The following is a 17775-nucleotide window of genomic DNA, read 5'->3' as shown; positions in this document are numbered from 1 at the left end:
CAAATTAGTGTGGAATGTAAAGAAAGTGATTTCTTTGCTGCTGTTGTTATCAATTGTTCTGCTGGGCGTGCAGCCGCTGGTCCATGCAGAGCAATTGAATAATAGTGTTAAAGAATGTATGAAAAGTCCTGAGGAATGCGAGAAACAGGAATTAAAAGGATCAAAGGGTTCAAAGACAGCAGAAGGACAGAATCAACAGGATGAAAGCGGCAAAATTGGCCTTACTTTTTGGGATTTTATAAAGATGATTCTAGCAACAGGCTTTACTATTGGATTACTATATGCTCTCCTAAAGTTCATTAATAAAAAAAGTAAGGTATATAACAGGTCGCAATTGGTTGAAAACCTAGGTGGTACAGCATTAGGTGCAAACCGGTCAGTCCAGCTCATAAAAGTAGGAAAGCGCATTTTGGTAGTAGGGGTAGGAGAAAATATTCAGCTGTTAAAGGAAATAGACAACTCAGAAGAGTACAGCCAGATCATCAAAGAGCATAATGACAAACTGGAACAGCTTATCCGTCCAAGCGATATTGTGACAAAGGTTATGAAAAGAACACAGCAAACAGAGGAAAACAAGCAAAACTTCAGTGCATTGCTCGGGATGCAGCTGGATGAAATGAAAAAGGGCAGAAAAAAACTGTTTGATGAGTTAGAAAGAAAGGGCCAGAAGAAAGATGAATGAATTCATGGAGTTTTTTAATAGCAGCTCTCCTGAAAATGTATCTACATCTGTGAAGCTTTTTTTATTGCTGACGGTACTTTCTCTCGCACCGAGTATTCTAATATTAATGACATGTTTTACAAGGATTGTCATCGTTCTTTCCTTTGTCAGAACGGCGCTTGCTACTCAGCAAATGCCGCCGAATCAGGTTTTAATCGGCTTATCCCTGTTCCTGACATTCTTTATAATGGCTCCGACCATGCAGGAAGTGAACGAACAGGCTTTAACACCTTTATTCAATGAAGAAATAAATCTGGAACAAGCATATGAAAAAGCTTCAATACCTTTTAAAGAATTTATGAGTGCCCACACAAGGCAGAAAGATTTGGCTTTATTTCTTGAATACTCCGGGGCTGAAGCACCGGCTTCTATTGAAGATATCCCGCTTACGAGTCTTGTTCCGGCCTTTGCTATAAGTGAAATTAAAACAGCTTTTCAAATTGGTTTTATGATTTTTATTCCATTTCTGGTTATCGACATGGTTGTTGCAAGTGTATTGATGTCCATGGGTATGATGATGCTTCCTCCGGTTATGATTTCGCTTCCGTTCAAAATATTATTATTTGTACTGGTGGACGGATGGTACTTAGTAGTTAAATCCCTTTTACAAAGCTTTTAAGCAGGTGAACATTCAGAATGACTCCAGAAACAGTTATATCCATTGCAGAAAGAGGGATTATCACCGTATTGATGATTTGCGGTCCCTTGCTAATTCTGGCACTAGTAGTCGGCTTGGTTGTCAGCATTTTTCAGGCTACAACTCAAATTCAGGAACAGACGCTGGCGTTTATTCCTAAAATTGTAGCGGTCCTTGTCGGTGTTGTTTTCTTTGGACCTTGGATGCTTAGCCATATGCTCTCGTACGCAAATGAGATTTTTTCTAATTTGACCAGGTTTGTAGGCTGATGGCATGTTAGATTTTCTGCCTTCTTTTCCTGCTTTTTTACTTATTTTTGTAAGGGTGACATCTTTCTTTTTAATGATGCCCCTTTTTTCATACAGATCCATACCGGCATCACACAAAATTGGCCTTGGCTTCTTTTTGGCCTGGATTATGTTCCTGGGCATGGATGTACCTGATCTTGAAATTGACGGCACTTTTTTTCTTTTAATCATAAAAGAAGCATTTGTTGGGCTGATGGTTGGATTTATTGCCTATTTGATCCTTTCAGCTATTCAAATTGCCGGAGGATTTATTGATTTTCAGATGGGTTTTGCCATTGCGAATGTGATTGATCCTCAGACAGGAGCGCAGAGCCCATTAATGGGACAGTATTTGTATACGATCGCTCTCTTTTTTTTATTAACCGTTAATGGCCACCATCTAATGCTTGATGGAGTGTTTTACAGCTATAATTTTATCCCGCTTGATCAGGCCTGGATTTCTTTCGGGGATAAAAATATGGCTGAATATGTCATTAAAGCCTTGAATACAATGTTCGTTATTGCCTTTCAGATGTCCATCCCTGTTGTCGGCAGTCTGTTTCTAGTAGATGTCGCGTTAGGGATTGTCGCCAGGACTGTTCCGCAGCTAAATGTTTTCGTTGTCGGACTTCCTTTAAAAATAGGCGTCAGTTTTATTGTTCTGATCATTGTTATGAGTGTATTAATATACGCTTTTTCCCTGGCAATTGAAACGATGCTTCAGACAATGAGAGGGCTTATGGAGCTTATGGGAGGTTCATAGAATGAAGTTATTGCTTTCTTTAGATCTCCAGCTGTTTTCCGGAGAAAAAACAGAAAAAGCCACTCCGAAAAAGAGGCAGGATTCCAGAAAAAAAGGACAAGTAGCCAAAAGCCAGGATGTAAATACAGCCATCGTCCTTTTAGCGGTGTTTCTATTTTTGCTTTTTGCCGGATCGTATTTGAAGAATATCATCCTTTATATATTTACTCATTCATTTAATGATTATATGATGATGCCGCTGACAGAGGCGAATGTTCAGGTGATCTTTCTTGATGTCTTAAGGGAGCTGGTGCTTTTTTTAGGTCCGATCATGCTTATTGCTATGCTTGCGGGTGTAGCTGCAAACTTCATGCAGGTAGGTACTCTTTTTTCAACAGAAGCAATACAGCCTAAATTGGAGAAATTGGATCCAATAAAAGGTTTTAAGCGCATTTTTTCCATGAGGGCGATCGTGGAGCTGCTTAAGTCGATGCTCAAGATTGCTTTTGTGGGTGTCGCTGCGTTTTCGGTTTTATGGTTAAGGATAGATGAAATATTAATTCTTTCTCAAAAATCAGTCGGAACGGCGATGGCCACAATTGCCAGCCTGACCGTTCAAATGGGTTTAATTGCTTCAGCGGCACTGCTATTTTTATCCGTCCTGGATTATCTCTATCAAAAATACGATTTTGAAAAGAACATCCGAATGTCAAAACAGGACATTAAGGATGAACACAAAAATATTGAAGGGGATCCGTTAATTAAATCCAAGATTAAGCAAAGACAGAGGGAAATGGCAATGAGAAGGATGATGCAGGAAGTCCCTAAAGCGGATGTGGTTATCACCAACCCAACACATTTTGCCATAGCCCTGAGCTATGATGAAACAAAAAGTGATGCTCCCATTGTAGTGGCGAAAGGTGTGGACTTTGTTGCCCAAAAGATTAAATTAATCGCAAAGGAGCATGATGTAATAGCTGTTGAAAATAGGCCGCTTGCCAGGGCTCTTTATAGTCAGGCAGAAATTGGACAGTCTATCCCTGAAGAATTTTTCAAAGCTGTTGCAGAGATTTTAGCCTATGTGTACAGAACTAAAAACAAAATTTAACCATAGAAATATGAAATAGCTGGTCTTAGGAAGCTGTTGAATGGCTGCCAAGGCGTTTCCGCTTTTGTAAGGAGAGAGTTTCAATGCAAGTAAGAGACTTATCAGTATTGATGAGTGTAATTCTAATAGTAGCCATGCTTATTATTCCTTTTCCGCCTTGGCTTTTAAGTGTACTAATAATAATTAATATTGCGCTTGCACTAATGGTTTTGCTGACGGCCATGAATATGAAGGAAGCGCTCGAATTTTCCATTTTTCCTTCCTTAATATTGTTAATGACATTATTCAGGCTGGGATTGAATGTTTCTACAACCAGATCCATTTTATCGGAAGGGGAAGCAGGAAAGGTCGTTGAAACATTTGGTTCATTCGTAACCGGAGGTAATGTCATAGTCGGACTCGTTGTATTCTTAATCCTCATTATTATTCAATTTATCGTCATTACCAAAGGTTCTGAGAGAGTTTCCGAAGTGGCGGCGCGTTTTACACTTGACGCAATGCCGGGTAAACAGATGAGCATCGATGCAGACTTGAATGCAGGAATGATCTCTGAGCATGAAGCCCGTGAACGCCGTGAAAAAATCAGCCGTGAATCTGATTTCTACGGTTCAATGGATGGTGCGAGTAAATTTGTAAAAGGTGACGCCATAGCGGGAATCATTATCACTCTTATCAATCTATTATTTGGTATTGTCATTGGGATGATGCAGCTGGGGCTGCCGTTTGGAGAGGCTGCTATGAAATATTCGACGCTGACCGTCGGGGACGGAATTGTCAGTCAGATTCCGGCACTGTTAATCTCCACTGCAACGGGTATTGTAGTAACACGGGCAGCATCAGATGGGAATATTGGAAAAGACATTACTTCCCAGCTGTTTGCTTACCCGAAAATGTTGTATGTTACTGGCGGAACTATCATTCTGCTGGGGTTATTGACACCAATAGGGCTCGTTTTAACACTGCCGATTGGCGGCTTGATGATTTTTGGCGGATATACGATAGCTAAGACTCCACAGCCGGATAAAGAGCAACTGCTTGAGATGGAAGAAGAAATTGAAACAGATGAAATGAAGAGTCCTGAAAGCGTGGTTAACCTATTAAATGTAGATCCGATTGAATTCGAGTTTGGCTATGGGTTAATACCTCTTGCCGATACGAATCAGGGCGGGGACCTTTTGGACAGGATTGTAATGATAAGAAGACAGCTGGCGATTGAATTGGGCCTAGTCATTCCGGTAGTTAGAATTCGTGATAACATTCAGCTGCAGCCGAATGAATACAGGTTGAAGATAAAAGGAAATGAAATGGCCCGCGGAGAGCTTCTGCTTGATCATTATTTGGCAATGAGTCCCGGTATTGATGATGACAGCATCGAAGGAATTGATACGATTGAGCCTTCCTTCGGCCTGCCTGCAAAATGGATAACAGAAGAAATGAAGGAGCAGGCAGAAATTTTCGGCTATACAGTCGTTGACCCGCCATCAGTTGTTTCTACTCATATTACAGAAGTTATAAAAAGCAATGCCCATGAGTTATTAGGACGCCAGGAAACAAAACAGCTGATTGATCATGTAAAGGAAAGCTACCCTATCCTTGTAGAAGAAGTTACACCAAATCCATTGTCAGTTGGTGAAGTTCAAAAGGTGCTTGCAAAATTATTGAGGGAAAATGTTTCGATCCGGAATTTGCCGGTTATTTTTGAAACGCTTGCCGATTATGCCAAATCTACAAGTGATACAGATTTGCTTACAGAATATGCCCGTCAGGCTTTGGCCAGACAAATTACGAACCAGTTTTCACAGCAGGGTGACTCTATAAAAGTCGTTACCCTATCAGGGAGAGTCGAGAAAATGGTTGCAGAAGGTGTTCAGCAGACAGAACATGGCAATTATTTATCCATGGACCCAACAGTATCGCAGAATATTCTTGAATCGATTGCTTCCCAGGTTGAACAGCTTTCATTGATGGAGCAGACACCAATTGTCCTTTGTTCTCCAGCAGTCAGAATGTATGTCAGGCAATTAACAGAGAGGTATTTCCCGCAGATACCGATCCTTTCCTATAACGAGCTGGAAGCAAATGCGGAAGTTCAAAGTGTCGGGGTGGTGAATATAGATTGAAGGTAAAAAAGTTCATGGCAGCGTCCATGCCTGATGCGATGAAACAGATACGCGCGGAACTGGGTAAGGATGCCGTAATTTTAAATTCACGAGTAGTATATACCGGCGGGATTTTAGGCTTTTTTAAAAAGAGAAATATAGAAGTGATGGCAGCAGCGGATTCAAATCAGGAAATAGAGCAAAAACCCGCTGTTAAGCCTGCAGCAATTCCTGGTGCTTTAAATCATTTCAAGGGAAACAGTGAAGAGTCTCACTTTCCCGAATCGAGTACATCCGATGAGCTGATTAAAGAGATAAGCATCCTGAAACAAATGATGTCCTCATTGGCCGGTGGACAGCAGATAAGTACTGTTTATCCTGAAGCGATAAGAAAAGTCATGCATGTTCTTAATGAACAGGAAATTGACAATTCTATTCAGGATCAGGTGCTCCAAGTATTGCTGGAAAAATGGTACCTGGGCGGTTCCAAAGCTAAAGTTGCTGAAATAGAAGCCTGGCTGCATGAAGAAATTATAAAGCAAATTGAGGATATTCCATTCAGCGGGATTTCTTTTACCAAAAAATATATTAATGTAGCAGGTCCTACTGGAGTAGGGAAAACAACTACCTTGGCGAAGATGGCAGCAGAGTGTGTGATTAAACATAAAAAAAAGGCTGCATTTATCACAGCCGACACCTACAGGATAGCGGCGATTGATCAATTAAAAACTTACGCAGGCATCCTGGATATACCTTTAGAAGTTTGCTATACAATAGATGACTTCAGACAGGCAGCAGAGAGGCTGAAAGAATATGACCTTGTTTTAATAGATACAGCCGGACGGAATTTCAGGAACAGACAGTATGTAGAAGATTTAAAGAATGTGATTGATTTTGAGAAGGATATGGAAACTTTTTTAGTGCTCTCGCTTACCGCGAAACAAAAGGATATGGAAGATATATATAATCAGTTTTCAATTATCGACATTGATAAACTTATCTTCACAAAGGCAGATGAAACGTCAACTTACGGTGCCATGTACAACATCATTCATAAATACAAAAAAGGCGCAGCTTATATTACAAATGGCCAGGATGTTCCTGATGATATCCTTATGGCAGGGCCGGAAGCTATTGTAAAACTACTAATGGGGAATAAGAAATGAACGATCAGGCAGAAAGGCTAAGAGCCAGGCTGAAAGAAGAAGACAGCCGAAGTCATCAATATAAAACAATAGCAGTGGTAAGCGGAAAAGGGGGAGTAGGGAAATCTAATTTCTCATTGAATTTCTCTATTTCCCTTTGCAAAACGGGCCACAGAGTATTGTTATTCGATTTGGATATCGGCATGGGGAATGTTGAAATTCTTATGGGAAGATCAGCTAATTATTCAATTGCTGATTTTTTAGAAAAAGATGTGCCCTTAAATAATATTATTTCAGAGGGACCGTATGGACTGAATTATATTGGCGGCGGGACAGGCCTTTCACATATTCTGAAACTCGATGATGAGCAAATTTCAAAATTTACCGGAGAACTGGCCCAGCTCATTCAAAACTATGATTATATTATCTTCGATATGGGTGCAGGCATTACAGAAGAATCGGCAAAGTTCATACTCTCAGTTCAGGAAATTGCGGTCATTACTACACCTGAACCAACGTCTATCACTGATGCATACTCAGTAATGAAGCATATACATCTTATGGATGATAAGATACCCTTTCAGTTGGTTATTAACCGTTCTGAAGGAGAAAGAGAAGGGCAGGAAACTTATAAGAGGATTTCTGCTGTTGCATCAAGATTTTTAGGGAGGGATGCTGAACTCCTGGGAATTATTCCGGATGATCGAAGCATACAGCAGGCTGTTAAAAGGCAAATTCCTTTTATTATTTATCAGGAAAATTCAGCTGCTTCAAAAGCGATTCGGAGTATGACTGAGAAAGTTGGCGGCACGCCTGTCGGGCATGCTGGTGAATATCATACTTCCCAATTTATTTCAAAGCTCAAAAAATTTCTTTTTAATAGGGGGTGAATCAGTATGAAGAGTGTCAAAGTGCTTGTTGTAGATGATTCAGCCTTTATGAGAAAACTGATAGCGAATCTCATGTCTGAAGATGAGAGAATTCAAGTTATTGGGACAGCCAGAAACGGAGAAGAGGGCTTAAGGAAGATTAAAGAATTAAATCCTGATGCAGTAACCATGGATGTTGAAATGCCGGTTCTAAACGGCTTGAAAGCTCTCAAAATAATTATGAAAACTATGCCGGTTCCTGTAGTCATGCTTTCAAGCACAACGAAGGAAGGTACTGAAAATACCTTTACAGCCATGGAATATGGGGCAGTAGATTTTATAGCGAAGCCATCTGGGCCGATCTCACTGGACCTGCATAAAATAAAAACTGAATTAACTGATAAAGTAGTGCAGGCAAGCAAAGCGAATATAAAAGGACTGGTTAATTTTTCAGGTAATGGAAAAAAATCTGCCGGATTTTATCAAAATTATAGTAAAATAGAACCAGGTCAATCTATTCAGCTTAATCGTTCTTCTGGTGAATCGAGCTTGAATGTCAAACAGCTTATCTGTATAGGAACGTCCACAGGCGGACCTCGGGCACTTCAAAAAGTGCTGAATGACCTTCCAGGAAACCTTAACGCACCAATTCTGATTGTTCAGCATATGCCTGCCGGATTTACGAAGTCGCTGGCAAGCAGACTAAACGGAATATCGGCGTTATCGGTTAAGGAAGCCGAAGAAGGGGATATTCTTAAAAACGGTTCAGCCTATATTGCTCCTGGCGGCTTTCATCTTACAGCAGCAAGATCAGGCAGGGATCTTGTTATTCATCTGGATGAATCACCGCCAAGGAACGGGCACAGACCGTCAGTTGATGTGATGTTTGAATCTGTAGGTGAAATCAGCGGGATCAGAAAAATTGCTGTCATAATGACAGGAATGGGAGCAGATGGCAGAAATGGCCTGAAGGCAATGAAGAAAAGCGGTGAAGTAAAAGCCATTGCTGAATCAAAAGAATCATCAATTGTATTTGGAATGCCAAGAGCAGTGATAGAGTCTGGGCTGGCAGATGATGTGCAGAATATTGAACATATAGCAGAATCCATATTGAAATTTGTTTAAAGCCGAGGGGGCAGGCACATGGAGATGAACCAATATTTAGAGGTATTTATCGAAGAAAGCAAGGAGCATTTGCAGTCGTGTAATGAACAGCTTCTTGAATTAGAGAAAAATCCTGATGATATAAAAATAGTTAATGAGATATTCAGATCAGCTCATACGCTGAAAGGCATGTCGGCCACCATGGGTTATGAAGATCTCGCAAATCTAACTCATCAGATGGAAAATGTTCTTGATGCAATCAGAAATCAGAAGATTAAGGTAAATGCTGAAATTCTCGATGTTGTTTTTCTGGCTGTTGATGATCTTGAAGCAATGGTCCAATCAATTGCAGAAGGCGGAGACGGCAAAAGGGATGTTTCCATAGCTGTTGAAAAGCTGATGCTCATTGAAAAAGGGGAGAGCCCGGCACTTTCAAAAGCCAGAGCCGAAACGGCAGCAGCTATTGCTGAACCGCAAGAACTGGTCAAGAGTACATATGATGATTTCGAGTGGACCGTGATTCAGCAATCGAAGGAGCAGGGCTTTGAGACCTATGAATTATCAATAGCCTTGCGGGCTGATTGTCTGCTGAAAGCAGCCAGAGTCTACATGGTCTTTGAGGTTCTTGAGAAGAGTGGGGAAGTGATCAAAGCCACTCCTTCTGTTGAGCAGCTTGAAGAAGAACAATTTGATCAGGAATTCTCTGTAACAATTGTGACCCAGGAAACACCCGAAGTTATCCGTCAGAAACTTTTGAAGGTCTCAGAAGTGGATAGGATAGATGTGCGCGAAGTTTCTATGGGAGATTACATCTCCCGGGAAACAGTGAAGGATGAAGGTACTCTGCAGCCTGAAGTGGAGGAGAAGGCAGATCGTGCTTCAAATATGCCAAAAGAGGAAAATAAGGCGCCTGCAGCAAAGCAAGCCAGCAACAAAACCATTAGGGTGAATATTGAGAGACTGGATATCCTTATGAACCTGTTTGAAGAATTGGTGATTGACAGAGGCAGACTTGAACAAATATCCAAGGAATTAAACAATCAGGAACTTCATGAAACGGTTGAGCATATGTCAAGAATCTCCGGAGACCTGCAGAATATTATTCTGAATATGCGCATGGTCCCAATAGAAACAGTATTTAATCGTTTCCCTAGAATGGTCAGACAATTAGCGAGAGATTTAAACAAAAAGATTAATCTCGAAATTGTCGGTGCAGATACCGAACTGGACCGAACGGTTATCGATGAAATTGGCGATCCGCTTGTTCACTTAATCCGAAATGCATTAGACCATGGTGTTGAAACACCGGAAGTCCGTAAAGCAAATGGTAAAAGTGAAGAAGGAAATGTCATTCTAAAGGCTTATCACAGCGGCAATCATGTTTTCATTGAAATAGAGGATGATGGCGCAGGCATAAACAAAGATAAGGTTATAAAGAAAGCATTAAAAAATGGCATCATTACAGAGCAAACGGCTTCAGCACTAACGGACAAACAGGCATATGAACTTATTTTTGCCTCAGGATTCTCAACTGCGGATAAAATCTCAGATGTTTCCGGACGGGGTGTAGGGCTTGATGTTGTAAAGAATACAATTGAGTCATTGGGAGGATCAGTTTCAATTGATTCAAAAATTGGACAGGGGTCCATATTCTCCATACAGCTGCCACTAACTTTATCCATTATTTCTGTCATGCTCGTTGAGATTGAGAAGGAAAAATATGCAATCCCCCTTTCTTCTATTATTGAAACAGCTATTATCAGAAAAGAAGACGTCTTAAGTGCACATAATCAGAAGGTGATTGATTTCAGAGGCAAGGTTGTTCCGCTCCTTTCATTGAAGGAAATCTTTGAGGTGCCATCTGATAATCATGAAGATGAATTCATTTCCGTTGTCATCGTCAGAAAAGGGGAAAAGCTGGCCGGGCTTGTAGTGGATTCCTTTATCGGGCAGCAGGAAGTCGTTTTAAAATCACTTGGAAACTACTTAACAAGCGTGTTTGCCATTTCCGGAGCAACTATATTAGGAGATGGACAGGTTGCCCTCATAGTGGACTGCAATGCATTGATTAAATAATACATTTTGACAAGGAGTGAACATGATGAGTGAGACGGCAGCCGCGAATTTAAAATTGATTGTATTTCAGCTGAAGGAGAAGGAATATGCGATACCAGTTAATCAGGTGCGTTCCATTGAAAAGGTTGAGCATATTACCCGGGTTCCTCGAACAGTCGGTTTTGTTAAAGGAGTAATCAATTTACGGGGGGTTGTGACACCAATCATTAGTCTGAGAAGCAGGTTTAATCTGGAAGAGGCTGAATATAATGAGCATTCACGAGTCATCATTGCAGTATTGAATGATATGGAAGTGGGTTTGATTGTAGATTCTGCAAATGATGTGATTGATGTGGCGCCTGAATCAATTGAACCTCCACCGGAGGTAATCGGTTCAGAAGAGGCCGATTTTATCAAGGGTGTTACAAAAATCGAAAAACGGTTATTTATCCTAATAGATTTGGAAAAAGTCCTGAATCCGGAAGAATTGGCAGCTCAGGATGGAAAAGGATTAGCGGGATGAATTTTTTAGAAAACAACATAAGCAGCATGCAATTGGATATTCTTAAAGAAATTGGGAATATTGGTGCGGGTCATGCGGCTACTGCATTAGCAACGCTGCTTAATAAAAAAGTTGATATGTCTGTCCCTGATGTGAAAATTGTTTCTTTTGATGAAATGATCGATATGGCCGGAGGTCCGGAAAATGTTGTGGCAGGGGTTTTTCTAAGGATAGAAGGAGACGCCCCTGGCAGCATGTTTTTTGTGCTGCCTCTTGCACAGGCTGAAATCTTTATTCGGGAACTGCCGGGAAACATTCCTTTCTGTGCAGATGAGCTGCCATATGATGAACTTGCTCTTTCCGCTCTCCAGGAGCTTGGCAACATTCTATCAGGATCATATTTATCTTCGTTATCGGATTTTACTAAGCTGTCACTTTTCCCTTCAGTGCCGATGCTAAGCATTGATATGGTGGGGGCAATTATCGGAACGGGTCTCCTGGAAATTTCGCAGGTAAGTGATTACGCCATCGTCATTGATACAGCTTTAAAGGATGAACTTCAAAATACGGCTGCTGTTAATGGCCATTTCTTTCTGCTTCCTGATCCTGAATCATTTCAAATAATCTTTAAGGCATTGGGAGTTCCGGATTATGAATAGTCTTCTAGAAATTGTAAAAGTTGGCATAGCAGATATGAATATAGTTAAAACACCCGGATTAATCAGGACATCAGGACTTGGTTCCTGTGTAGGTGTAGTTCTTTATGACCTTAGTGCAGAAATTGCCGGGCTGGCACATATTATGCTTCCTGATTCATCTCTTGCAAAGAACACAAGCTTTAATTCAGCTAAATATGCTGATACAGCAATCCGGGACTTAGTAAGCATAATGTTGAAAAGCGGTGCAAAAGCTTCACGATTAAATGCCAAGATTGCCGGTGGAGCCCAAATGTTCCAATACTCCTCCGGAAGTGATTTAATGAGGATTGGCCCAAGGAATGTGGAAGCGGTAAAAAAGGAACTATATTCCTTAAAGATTGCTATTTTAGGTGAAGATGTTGGCGGCCATAGCGGCAGAACAATTGAATTCAATCCTCATTCAGGCGAACTGATGGTTCGGACTGTTAATAAAGGCCAAGTTGTTATTTGAGCTCCTCTCTATACAGGTGAATCAGCTTTATATAGATCTGCTATACAATTTTTAAATGCTGCCGGATGGTCACTGCCAGCCATAAAAGCTGATTTTCTCTCCGGTTTAATTATTGCTCTCTCTCCAATTATTTCCTCGAAGGACACCCCCTTATTTATTGGATAAGAATTGAGCATTTAGGATGAAAGTTAATATTTTTATAGGGAACATTTTGATATACTAACAATAATTAATAGAAATGGAAACGTTTGAGGAGGATGGCCATGGCAGACATGATAACTGAAGAAAGCACATACTGGGCTAAATGGGTCGACTCTCGTGATGCTCAAGCGGGGAATTTTCTTGTAAAAAAATATTTGCCTCTTGTAAGCTATCATGTACAGCGGATATCCGCTGCCCTGCCGAAGAATGTTTCAAGAGATGATATACGAAGCCTTGGGCTAATGGGTTTGTACGATGCGCTGGAAAAGTTTGAGCCTGCAAGAGATTTGAAATTTGATACATATGCTTCCTTTCGAATTCGCGGTGCAATCCTAGATGGATTAAGAAAAGAAGATTGGCTTCCCCGAAGTTCGAGGGATAAGGCGAAAAAAATTGAAGCTGCTATTGAGAAGCTGGAGCAGCGGCTGATGCGCAATGCAACAGTGCATGAAATTGCTGAAGAAACAGATATGCAGGAAGAAGAAGTGTATTCTGTTATGAACGAACATTTTTACGCGAACATCCTCTCAATTGATGAGCAGCCTGATTCGGAAGAAAAAGATGCCAGTTATTCAATTAAGGATGAAAAAGCAATAATTCCAGAAGAAAAGGTATTAAAAAATGAAATCTTGGAAGAAATGGCTGAAAAAATCTTACAATTGAATGAAAAAGAGCAGCTTGTGCTAAGTTTATTTTACAAAGAGGAGTTAACACTTACAGAAATTGGCGAAGTAATGGGCTTATCAACATCCCGCATATCCCAAATCCATTCAAAGTCAATTTTTAAGCTGAGACAGCTGCTGGAAAAAGTCATATAGTCTTATGCCATTTCTTTCTGCAAAGGAAGGAATCAGCATGGAAAACCAATTTCAACTTTTAGTTGATGCTCACGATTTATCTGCATTGATACAGCCGACGATAGCTATTGATGAACTGGATGGAACTGTCCAGTCTGAAATGATCCATAAACTGCTTGCTGACGAAAAGGTTATTTTTGGTGTGAGCGAAGAAGTAATCCAGCGAATCTGCAAAGATCCGTTCTCAGTGGAATATCCCATACGAATAGCAAAAGGAATTCCTGCAGAAAACGGCAGTGATGCATATCTAATAAATGAAGTCTCTTTTGACCGGAACAAGGGTAGAAAGGGATTTAATTTTAGAGATGTTCTCCATATCCCATCTGTTACACAGGGACAGCTCCTGGCATCTGTTATTCCTTCTACCCCCGGTGCTTCCGGAAAGAATATATTTGGCAAGCTGATACCGGCAAAGGATGGAAAGCCTTTAAGAGTCAAGGCAGGAAAAAATGTTTTCGTAAATCGCGGCAAATATTATTCGCTATTAGATGGACAGGTTAGTTTCACTCAGAACAGCATTTCTGTTAATCCAGTGTTTGAGGTTAAAGGAGACCTTGACTTGAAGACCGGGAATATTAATTTTGTCGGTAATGTTGTAATAAGCGGAAATGTTCCTGCCGGTTATGAGATTAAAGCCGGAGGTGACATCATTGTTGCCGGTCTGGTTGAAGGCTCTTTCCTGCAGGCGGATAATAACGTGCTTGTTACTGGCGGAATTTCAGGCAGTCATATAGGCTCAGTTATAGCGGGAGGTTCTGTTCAGGCAGCTTATCTAAATCAGGCAAATGTGAAGGCAGAACAGGACGTAATTATCCAAAAGTCAATCCTGCACAGCCATGTTCAAGCTGGCGGAGCCATCAGATGCAGCAGCGCATTGGTTATTGGAGGAAAGCTTCAGTCAGGTTCTGACATTGTGGTAAAAGAACTGGGCAATCACTTATATACTAAGACAGAGCTTTTTGCCGGGATGGATTCCAAATTGGATAACGCCGAAAAAGATCTATTAAATGAAACAGCCAAACTTCAGGAATCACTCAAAAAGCTTGATAGTATCGAAGGAAGACTAACAGAAATGGAAAGACTAACAGGAAAGCTGACAGATGAACAAAGAATTATTATTCTCAAACAAAGGGCTACAAAAGCCCATTTGCAGAATACCTTGAGCAAATTAAATGAAGATCTGGCTGAACTGGAAAGAGAAAAGGAAGAAAAAATAAATGCTTCGATCCTTATCTACGGACAGCTCTATCCCAACACCTCCATTCACTTTGGAAAGTATTCAAAAATGATTCGGCAAACTGTCAAATCTTTAAAGTTCCATTTTTTAAAAGGAGAAATAAGAAGTGAGCCTTTATCAAGGATGTGATCTGGGATGAGTTTAAAATCAATAGAACTTCAGGTAGCACTTCCCAGAACGTTCGAAGCAGGTAAAATTCAGGATCAGCTTCAGCAGAGGGGACAGACCATCAGCGGGTTTGCTGCCGACAGTACACAGGAAAAAGCTGAAAAGCAGCGGAAAACTGTGATGAAACAGGAGCATAAACAAAATGTCAATCTTGGCAATGATGGCAGTGAAAGACAAAAAGAGGCCGAGGGACATGATCGGAAAGAAGATCCAAAAAAAGACAGAAATGACAGAGAGAACCATCCTTACAAAGGGAAGGTTATTGACTACAGCGGATAGAGGGATATCATGACAGCTTTTCTATTAGCTATAAGCCTGCTATTAAATATTGTAGCCTTATTAGCCATTATTCTGCTTTATCTGCGTCAGAATAAATTAATGGATGCAGAGAAAAGACAGGAAAAAGTGCTTATTGAAATGGAAGAGGTTATATCGTCGTACCTTGTTCATATGAAAGAAGAAAACGACGATTTTATAAGCAAATTTTCACAGATCAATGCAAATAACGACTCTACTATTAAAGAGAAAAGTATCCCAGTAAATATGAATAGAAAAAATGATCAAGATATAGCTAAAGCAGATGAGCAATCAATGCCATTAGCCAGAGCGTCCATCTACCAGGCATCTAAAGCCTACAAACAGAATTTGAGGGAAGCTGAGGATAGATTGAGTGAAAAAGGAAATCTCTTATCCTTAAAGGAAATTAAAACTGTCACAGAGTCAGATAGCAGTCAGCCAATTAAGGAAGAGATTCCTTCATCAATAGATGATCAAGTGTTTATTCTGAAAAAACAGGGAATGAGTGCGGTGGATATTGCCAAAAAATTAGGCAAAGGGAAAACAGAAGTCGAGTTAATGCTTAAATTTCGTCAAAATCAGCAAGAATAGCTTGATTGTGAAAAACACTTATGCTATATTAACAAATGGTGTTAATACACACGCTTATGGATTTAGCTGGATGGTGCTGTTCACATGCAGTTGCCGGCTGAAAATGATATAGGCGGAGGAAATAAAAACCATTAGGAGGAAACACAAATGTCAGTAATTTCAATGAAGCAATTGCTTGAAGCTGGTGTACACTTCGGACACCAAACACGCCGCTGGAACCCTAAGATGAAGAAATATATCTTCACTGAGCGTAACGGCATCTACATCATCGACCTTCAGAAGACTGTTAAGAAGGTAGAAGAAGCTTACAACTTCGTTAAGGAGCTTGCTGGAAACGGCGGTACTATCCTTTTCGTAGGTACTAAAAAACAAGCTCAAGATTCCGTTAAAGAAGAAGCTATCCGTTCTGGTATGTTCTATGTTAACCAGCGCTGGTTGGGCGGAACTTTAACAAACTTTGAAACAATCCAAAAGCGTATTTCGCGTTTAAAGGATATCGAAAGAATGTCTGAAGATGGAACTTTCGAAGTTCTTCCTAAAAAAGAAGTTGTTCAATTGAAGAAAGAGCAAGAGCGCTTAGAGAAGTTCTTGGGCGGAATCAAAGACATGAAGAGCCTTCCAGATGCTCTATTCATCATTGACCCTCGCAAAGAGCGCATTGCTGTTGCAGAAGCACATAAATTAAACATCCCTATCGTTGGTATCGTTGATACTAACTGTGATCCGGATGAAATTGATGTTGTAATCCCTGCAAACGATGATGCTATCCGTGCTGTTAAATTGTTAACTGGCAAAATGGCAGATGCTATCCTTGAAGCTAAACAAGGTGAAGAAGTTACAACTGCTTAATAGAAAAGCGGAAGCGCTATGGTGCGCTGGAGCAGTACAGCTCTAAGGTGCTTTTTTCTTGATTTAAAGAAGGTGATAAGAGGGAGCACCCTTTATCACCTTTTTTTAAAGAAAAAGCAAAGTTTAGTTTTCTATACAGTAATAAATGGTAAAGATATTATTACATAACTCATTAAGGAGGATCTCATAATGGCAATTACTGCTCAAATGGTTAAAGAACTTCGTGAAAAAACAGGCGCAGGCATGATGGACTGCAAAAAAGCACTTCAGGAAACTGAAGGTGATATGGAAAAAGCAATCGACTTCCTTCGTGAAAAAGGAATTGCTAAAGCTGCTAAAAAAGGTGACCGTATCGCTGCAGAAGGTCTTACTTCTGTTAAGGTTGACGGAAACGAAGCAGTTATCCTTGAAGTAAACTCTGAAACAGATTTCGTTGCTAAAAACGAAGGATTCCAAACACTTGTTAAAGAAATCGCAGAGCACTTACTTTCTGCAAAGCCGGCTTCAGTAGAAGAAGCAGCTGGCCAGACAATGGCTAACGGTGCTACTTTAGAATCTCACATCAATAGTGCAATTGCTAAAATCGGAGAAAAGCTTTCTCTTCGCCGTTTTGAAATCAAAACAAAAACTGACAGCGATGCATTTGGTGCCTACCTTCACATGGGCGGACGCATTGGTGTATTAACAGTTCTTGAAGGAACAACTGACGAAGATGCAGCGAAAGATGTTGCAATGCATATTGCAGCCCTAAACCCTAAATATGTATCCCGTGATGAAGTGTCACAGGACGAAGTAGAGCGCGAGCGTCAAGTATTGACTCAGCAGGCTCTTAACGAAGGCAAACCAGAGAACATCGTTGCAAAGATGGTTGAAGGCCGTCTTGGCAAGTATTTCGAAGATGTTTGTGTAAACGACCAGGCTTTTGTTAAAAACCCTGATCAAAAAGTTGGCAAATTCGTTGAATCTAAAGGCGGAAAAATCCGTGAGTTCGTTCGCTATGAAGTTGGAGAAGGCATCGAAAAGCGTGAAGACAACTTCGCTGAAGAAGTAATGAACCAAGTTAAGAAATAATTTTAATAGAAATAAATCAAGTTATGACTCAGGGAACACTTTGTGTTCCCTGTTTTTCAAGAATGAGATAAAATTGTAAATGCAGC

At 40.5% G+C, this 17775-nt stretch carries 19 protein-coding genes; all 19 read left to right on the top strand.

The features are described 5' to 3' along the window. The first annotated feature begins 7 nt into the window (after window positions 1-7). The 19 genes from NYE23_RS11875 (at window position 8) to tsf (ending at window position 17689) form a co-directional block, all read left to right on the top strand. Window positions 8-682: a flagellar biosynthetic protein FliO gene (locus NYE23_RS11875; protein WP_341078051.1), complete on the top strand. Its 675-nt coding sequence runs from the start codon at window positions 8-10 to the stop codon at window positions 680-682. Beyond that, window positions 675-1340, top strand: coding sequence for a flagellar type III secretion system pore protein FliP (gene fliP, locus NYE23_RS11870; protein WP_035328986.1), 666 nt, complete (start codon window positions 675-677; stop codon window positions 1338-1340). Before NYE23_RS11875 ends, fliP begins: the two co-directional genes overlap by 8 nt. Before the next feature lie 17 nt (window positions 1341-1357). Next, the gene (gene fliQ, locus NYE23_RS11865; RefSeq protein WP_009330744.1) at window positions 1358-1627 is read left to right on the top strand and encodes a flagellar biosynthesis protein FliQ; all 270 of its coding nucleotides are present in this window, start codon (window positions 1358-1360) and stop codon (window positions 1625-1627) included. A 4-nt stretch (window positions 1628-1631) separates the two neighbouring features. Then, a complete protein-coding gene (fliR, locus tag NYE23_RS11860; RefSeq protein WP_341078050.1) occupies window positions 1632-2408 on the top strand; it encodes a flagellar biosynthetic protein FliR in 777 nt (258 codons plus the stop codon). Between the two features lies 1 nt (window position 2409). Then, a complete protein-coding gene (gene flhB, locus NYE23_RS11855; RefSeq protein WP_341078049.1) occupies window positions 2410-3495 on the top strand; it encodes a flagellar biosynthesis protein FlhB in 1086 nt (361 codons plus the stop codon). 83 nt (window positions 3496-3578) lie between these two features. Further along, complete coding sequence (gene flhA / locus NYE23_RS11850) at window positions 3579-5615, top strand: flagellar biosynthesis protein FlhA (RefSeq protein ID WP_341078048.1); 2037 nt, start codon at window positions 3579-3581, stop codon at window positions 5613-5615. Continuing rightward, the gene (gene flhF, locus NYE23_RS11845) at window positions 5612-6760 is read left to right on the top strand and encodes a flagellar biosynthesis protein FlhF (protein WP_341078047.1); all 1149 of its coding nucleotides are present in this window, start codon (window positions 5612-5614) and stop codon (window positions 6758-6760) included. The genes flhA and flhF overlap by 4 nt, the downstream gene beginning before the upstream one ends. Then, the gene (locus NYE23_RS11840) at window positions 6757-7629 is read left to right on the top strand and encodes a MinD/ParA family protein (protein ID WP_341078046.1); all 873 of its coding nucleotides are present in this window, start codon (window positions 6757-6759) and stop codon (window positions 7627-7629) included. Before flhF ends, NYE23_RS11840 begins: the two co-directional genes overlap by 4 nt. Window positions 7630-7635: 6 nt before the next feature. After that, window positions 7636-8733 carry a protein-glutamate methylesterase/protein-glutamine glutaminase gene (locus tag NYE23_RS11835; RefSeq protein ID WP_341078045.1) on the top strand — a complete coding sequence of 366 codons (1098 nt, stop codon included), beginning with the start codon at window positions 7636-7638 and terminating at the stop codon, window positions 8731-8733. A gap of 18 nt (window positions 8734-8751) precedes the next feature. Beyond that, entirely contained in the window at window positions 8752-10788 is a 2037-nt protein-coding gene (locus tag NYE23_RS11830) for a chemotaxis protein CheA (protein ID WP_341078044.1), read from the top strand. A gap of 25 nt (window positions 10789-10813) precedes the next feature. Next, window positions 10814-11290 (top strand): chemotaxis protein CheW, encoded by a 477-nt coding sequence (locus tag NYE23_RS11825; RefSeq protein ID WP_341080703.1) that lies wholly within the window; start codon window positions 10814-10816, stop codon window positions 11288-11290. Further along, on the top strand, window positions 11287-11928 hold the full coding sequence (locus NYE23_RS11820; protein ID WP_341078042.1) for a chemotaxis protein CheC: 642 nt from the start codon (window positions 11287-11289) through the stop codon (window positions 11926-11928). The genes NYE23_RS11825 and NYE23_RS11820 overlap by 4 nt, the downstream gene beginning before the upstream one ends. Then, the gene (locus tag NYE23_RS11815) at window positions 11921-12418 is read left to right on the top strand and encodes a chemotaxis protein CheD (RefSeq protein WP_341078040.1); all 498 of its coding nucleotides are present in this window, start codon (window positions 11921-11923) and stop codon (window positions 12416-12418) included. The genes NYE23_RS11820 and NYE23_RS11815 overlap by 8 nt, the downstream gene beginning before the upstream one ends. Window positions 12419-12681: 263 nt before the next feature. Next, window positions 12682-13437 carry a FliA/WhiG family RNA polymerase sigma factor gene (locus NYE23_RS11810; protein ID WP_341078038.1) on the top strand — a complete coding sequence of 252 codons (756 nt, stop codon included), beginning with the start codon at window positions 12682-12684 and terminating at the stop codon, window positions 13435-13437. Window positions 13438-13474: 37 nt separating this feature from the next. Continuing rightward, window positions 13475-14842, top strand: coding sequence for a DUF342 domain-containing protein (locus NYE23_RS11805; RefSeq protein WP_341078035.1), 1368 nt, complete (start codon window positions 13475-13477; stop codon window positions 14840-14842). Window positions 14843-14848: 6 nt separating this feature from the next. After that, window positions 14849-15160 (top strand): hypothetical protein, encoded by a 312-nt coding sequence (locus tag NYE23_RS11800; RefSeq protein ID WP_341078033.1) that lies wholly within the window; start codon window positions 14849-14851, stop codon window positions 15158-15160. Between the two features lie 9 nt (window positions 15161-15169). Continuing rightward, entirely contained in the window at window positions 15170-15769 is a 600-nt protein-coding gene (locus NYE23_RS11795) for a DUF6115 domain-containing protein (protein WP_341078032.1), read from the top strand. A 147-nt stretch (window positions 15770-15916) separates the two neighbouring features. Further along, window positions 15917-16618, top strand: coding sequence for a 30S ribosomal protein S2 (gene rpsB, locus NYE23_RS11790; RefSeq protein ID WP_035329011.1), 702 nt, complete (start codon window positions 15917-15919; stop codon window positions 16616-16618). A gap of 189 nt (window positions 16619-16807) precedes the next feature. After that, complete coding sequence (tsf, locus tag NYE23_RS11785) at window positions 16808-17689, top strand: translation elongation factor Ts (RefSeq protein WP_341078029.1); 882 nt, start codon at window positions 16808-16810, stop codon at window positions 17687-17689. The last annotated feature ends 86 nt before the right edge of the window (window positions 17690-17775 follow it).

Origin of the sequence: Cytobacillus sp. FSL H8-0458, assembly GCF_038002165.1 — a bacterium.
GTDB lineage: Bacteria > Bacillota > Bacilli > Bacillales > Cytobacillaceae > Cytobacillus.
The sequence above is the reverse complement of the archived record's forward strand: the minus strand, read 5'-3'. Positions and strand labels throughout refer to the sequence as shown.

Bases quoted from the DNA above. Each gene is read 5' to 3' on its own strand.
- rpsB (WP_035329011.1), top strand. From the start codon at position 15,917: ATGTCAGTAATTTCAATGAAGCAATTGCTTGAAGCTGGTGTACACTTC.
- fliQ (WP_009330744.1), top strand. From the start codon at position 1,358: ATGACTCCAGAAACAGTTATATCCATTGCAGAAAGAGGGATTATCACC.
- NYE23_RS11800 (WP_341078033.1), top strand. From the start codon at position 14,849: ATGAGTTTAAAATCAATAGAACTTCAGGTAGCACTTCCCAGAACGTTC.
- NYE23_RS11825 (WP_341080703.1), top strand. From the start codon at position 10,814: ATGAGTGAGACGGCAGCCGCGAATTTAAAATTGATTGTATTTCAGCTG.
- flhA (WP_341078048.1), top strand. From the start codon at position 3,579: ATGCAAGTAAGAGACTTATCAGTATTGATGAGTGTAATTCTAATAGTA.
- fliP (WP_035328986.1), top strand. From the start codon at position 675: ATGAATGAATTCATGGAGTTTTTTAATAGCAGCTCTCCTGAAAATGTA.
- NYE23_RS11835 (WP_341078045.1), top strand. From the start codon at position 7,636: ATGAAGAGTGTCAAAGTGCTTGTTGTAGATGATTCAGCCTTTATGAGA.
- NYE23_RS11830 (WP_341078044.1), top strand. From the start codon at position 8,752: ATGGAGATGAACCAATATTTAGAGGTATTTATCGAAGAAAGCAAGGAG.
- NYE23_RS11810 (WP_341078038.1), top strand. From the start codon at position 12,682: ATGGCAGACATGATAACTGAAGAAAGCACATACTGGGCTAAATGGGTC.
- tsf (WP_341078029.1), top strand. From the start codon at position 16,808: ATGGCAATTACTGCTCAAATGGTTAAAGAACTTCGTGAAAAAACAGGC.
- NYE23_RS11840 (WP_341078046.1), top strand. From the start codon at position 6,757: ATGAACGATCAGGCAGAAAGGCTAAGAGCCAGGCTGAAAGAAGAAGAC.
- NYE23_RS11815 (WP_341078040.1), top strand. From the start codon at position 11,921: ATGAATAGTCTTCTAGAAATTGTAAAAGTTGGCATAGCAGATATGAAT.
- NYE23_RS11805 (WP_341078035.1), top strand. From the start codon at position 13,475: ATGGAAAACCAATTTCAACTTTTAGTTGATGCTCACGATTTATCTGCA.
- flhB (WP_341078049.1), top strand. From the start codon at position 2,410: ATGAAGTTATTGCTTTCTTTAGATCTCCAGCTGTTTTCCGGAGAAAAA.
- NYE23_RS11795 (WP_341078032.1), top strand. From the start codon at position 15,170: ATGACAGCTTTTCTATTAGCTATAAGCCTGCTATTAAATATTGTAGCC.
- fliR (WP_341078050.1), top strand. From the start codon at position 1,632: ATGTTAGATTTTCTGCCTTCTTTTCCTGCTTTTTTACTTATTTTTGTA.
- NYE23_RS11820 (WP_341078042.1), top strand. From the start codon at position 11,287: ATGAATTTTTTAGAAAACAACATAAGCAGCATGCAATTGGATATTCTT.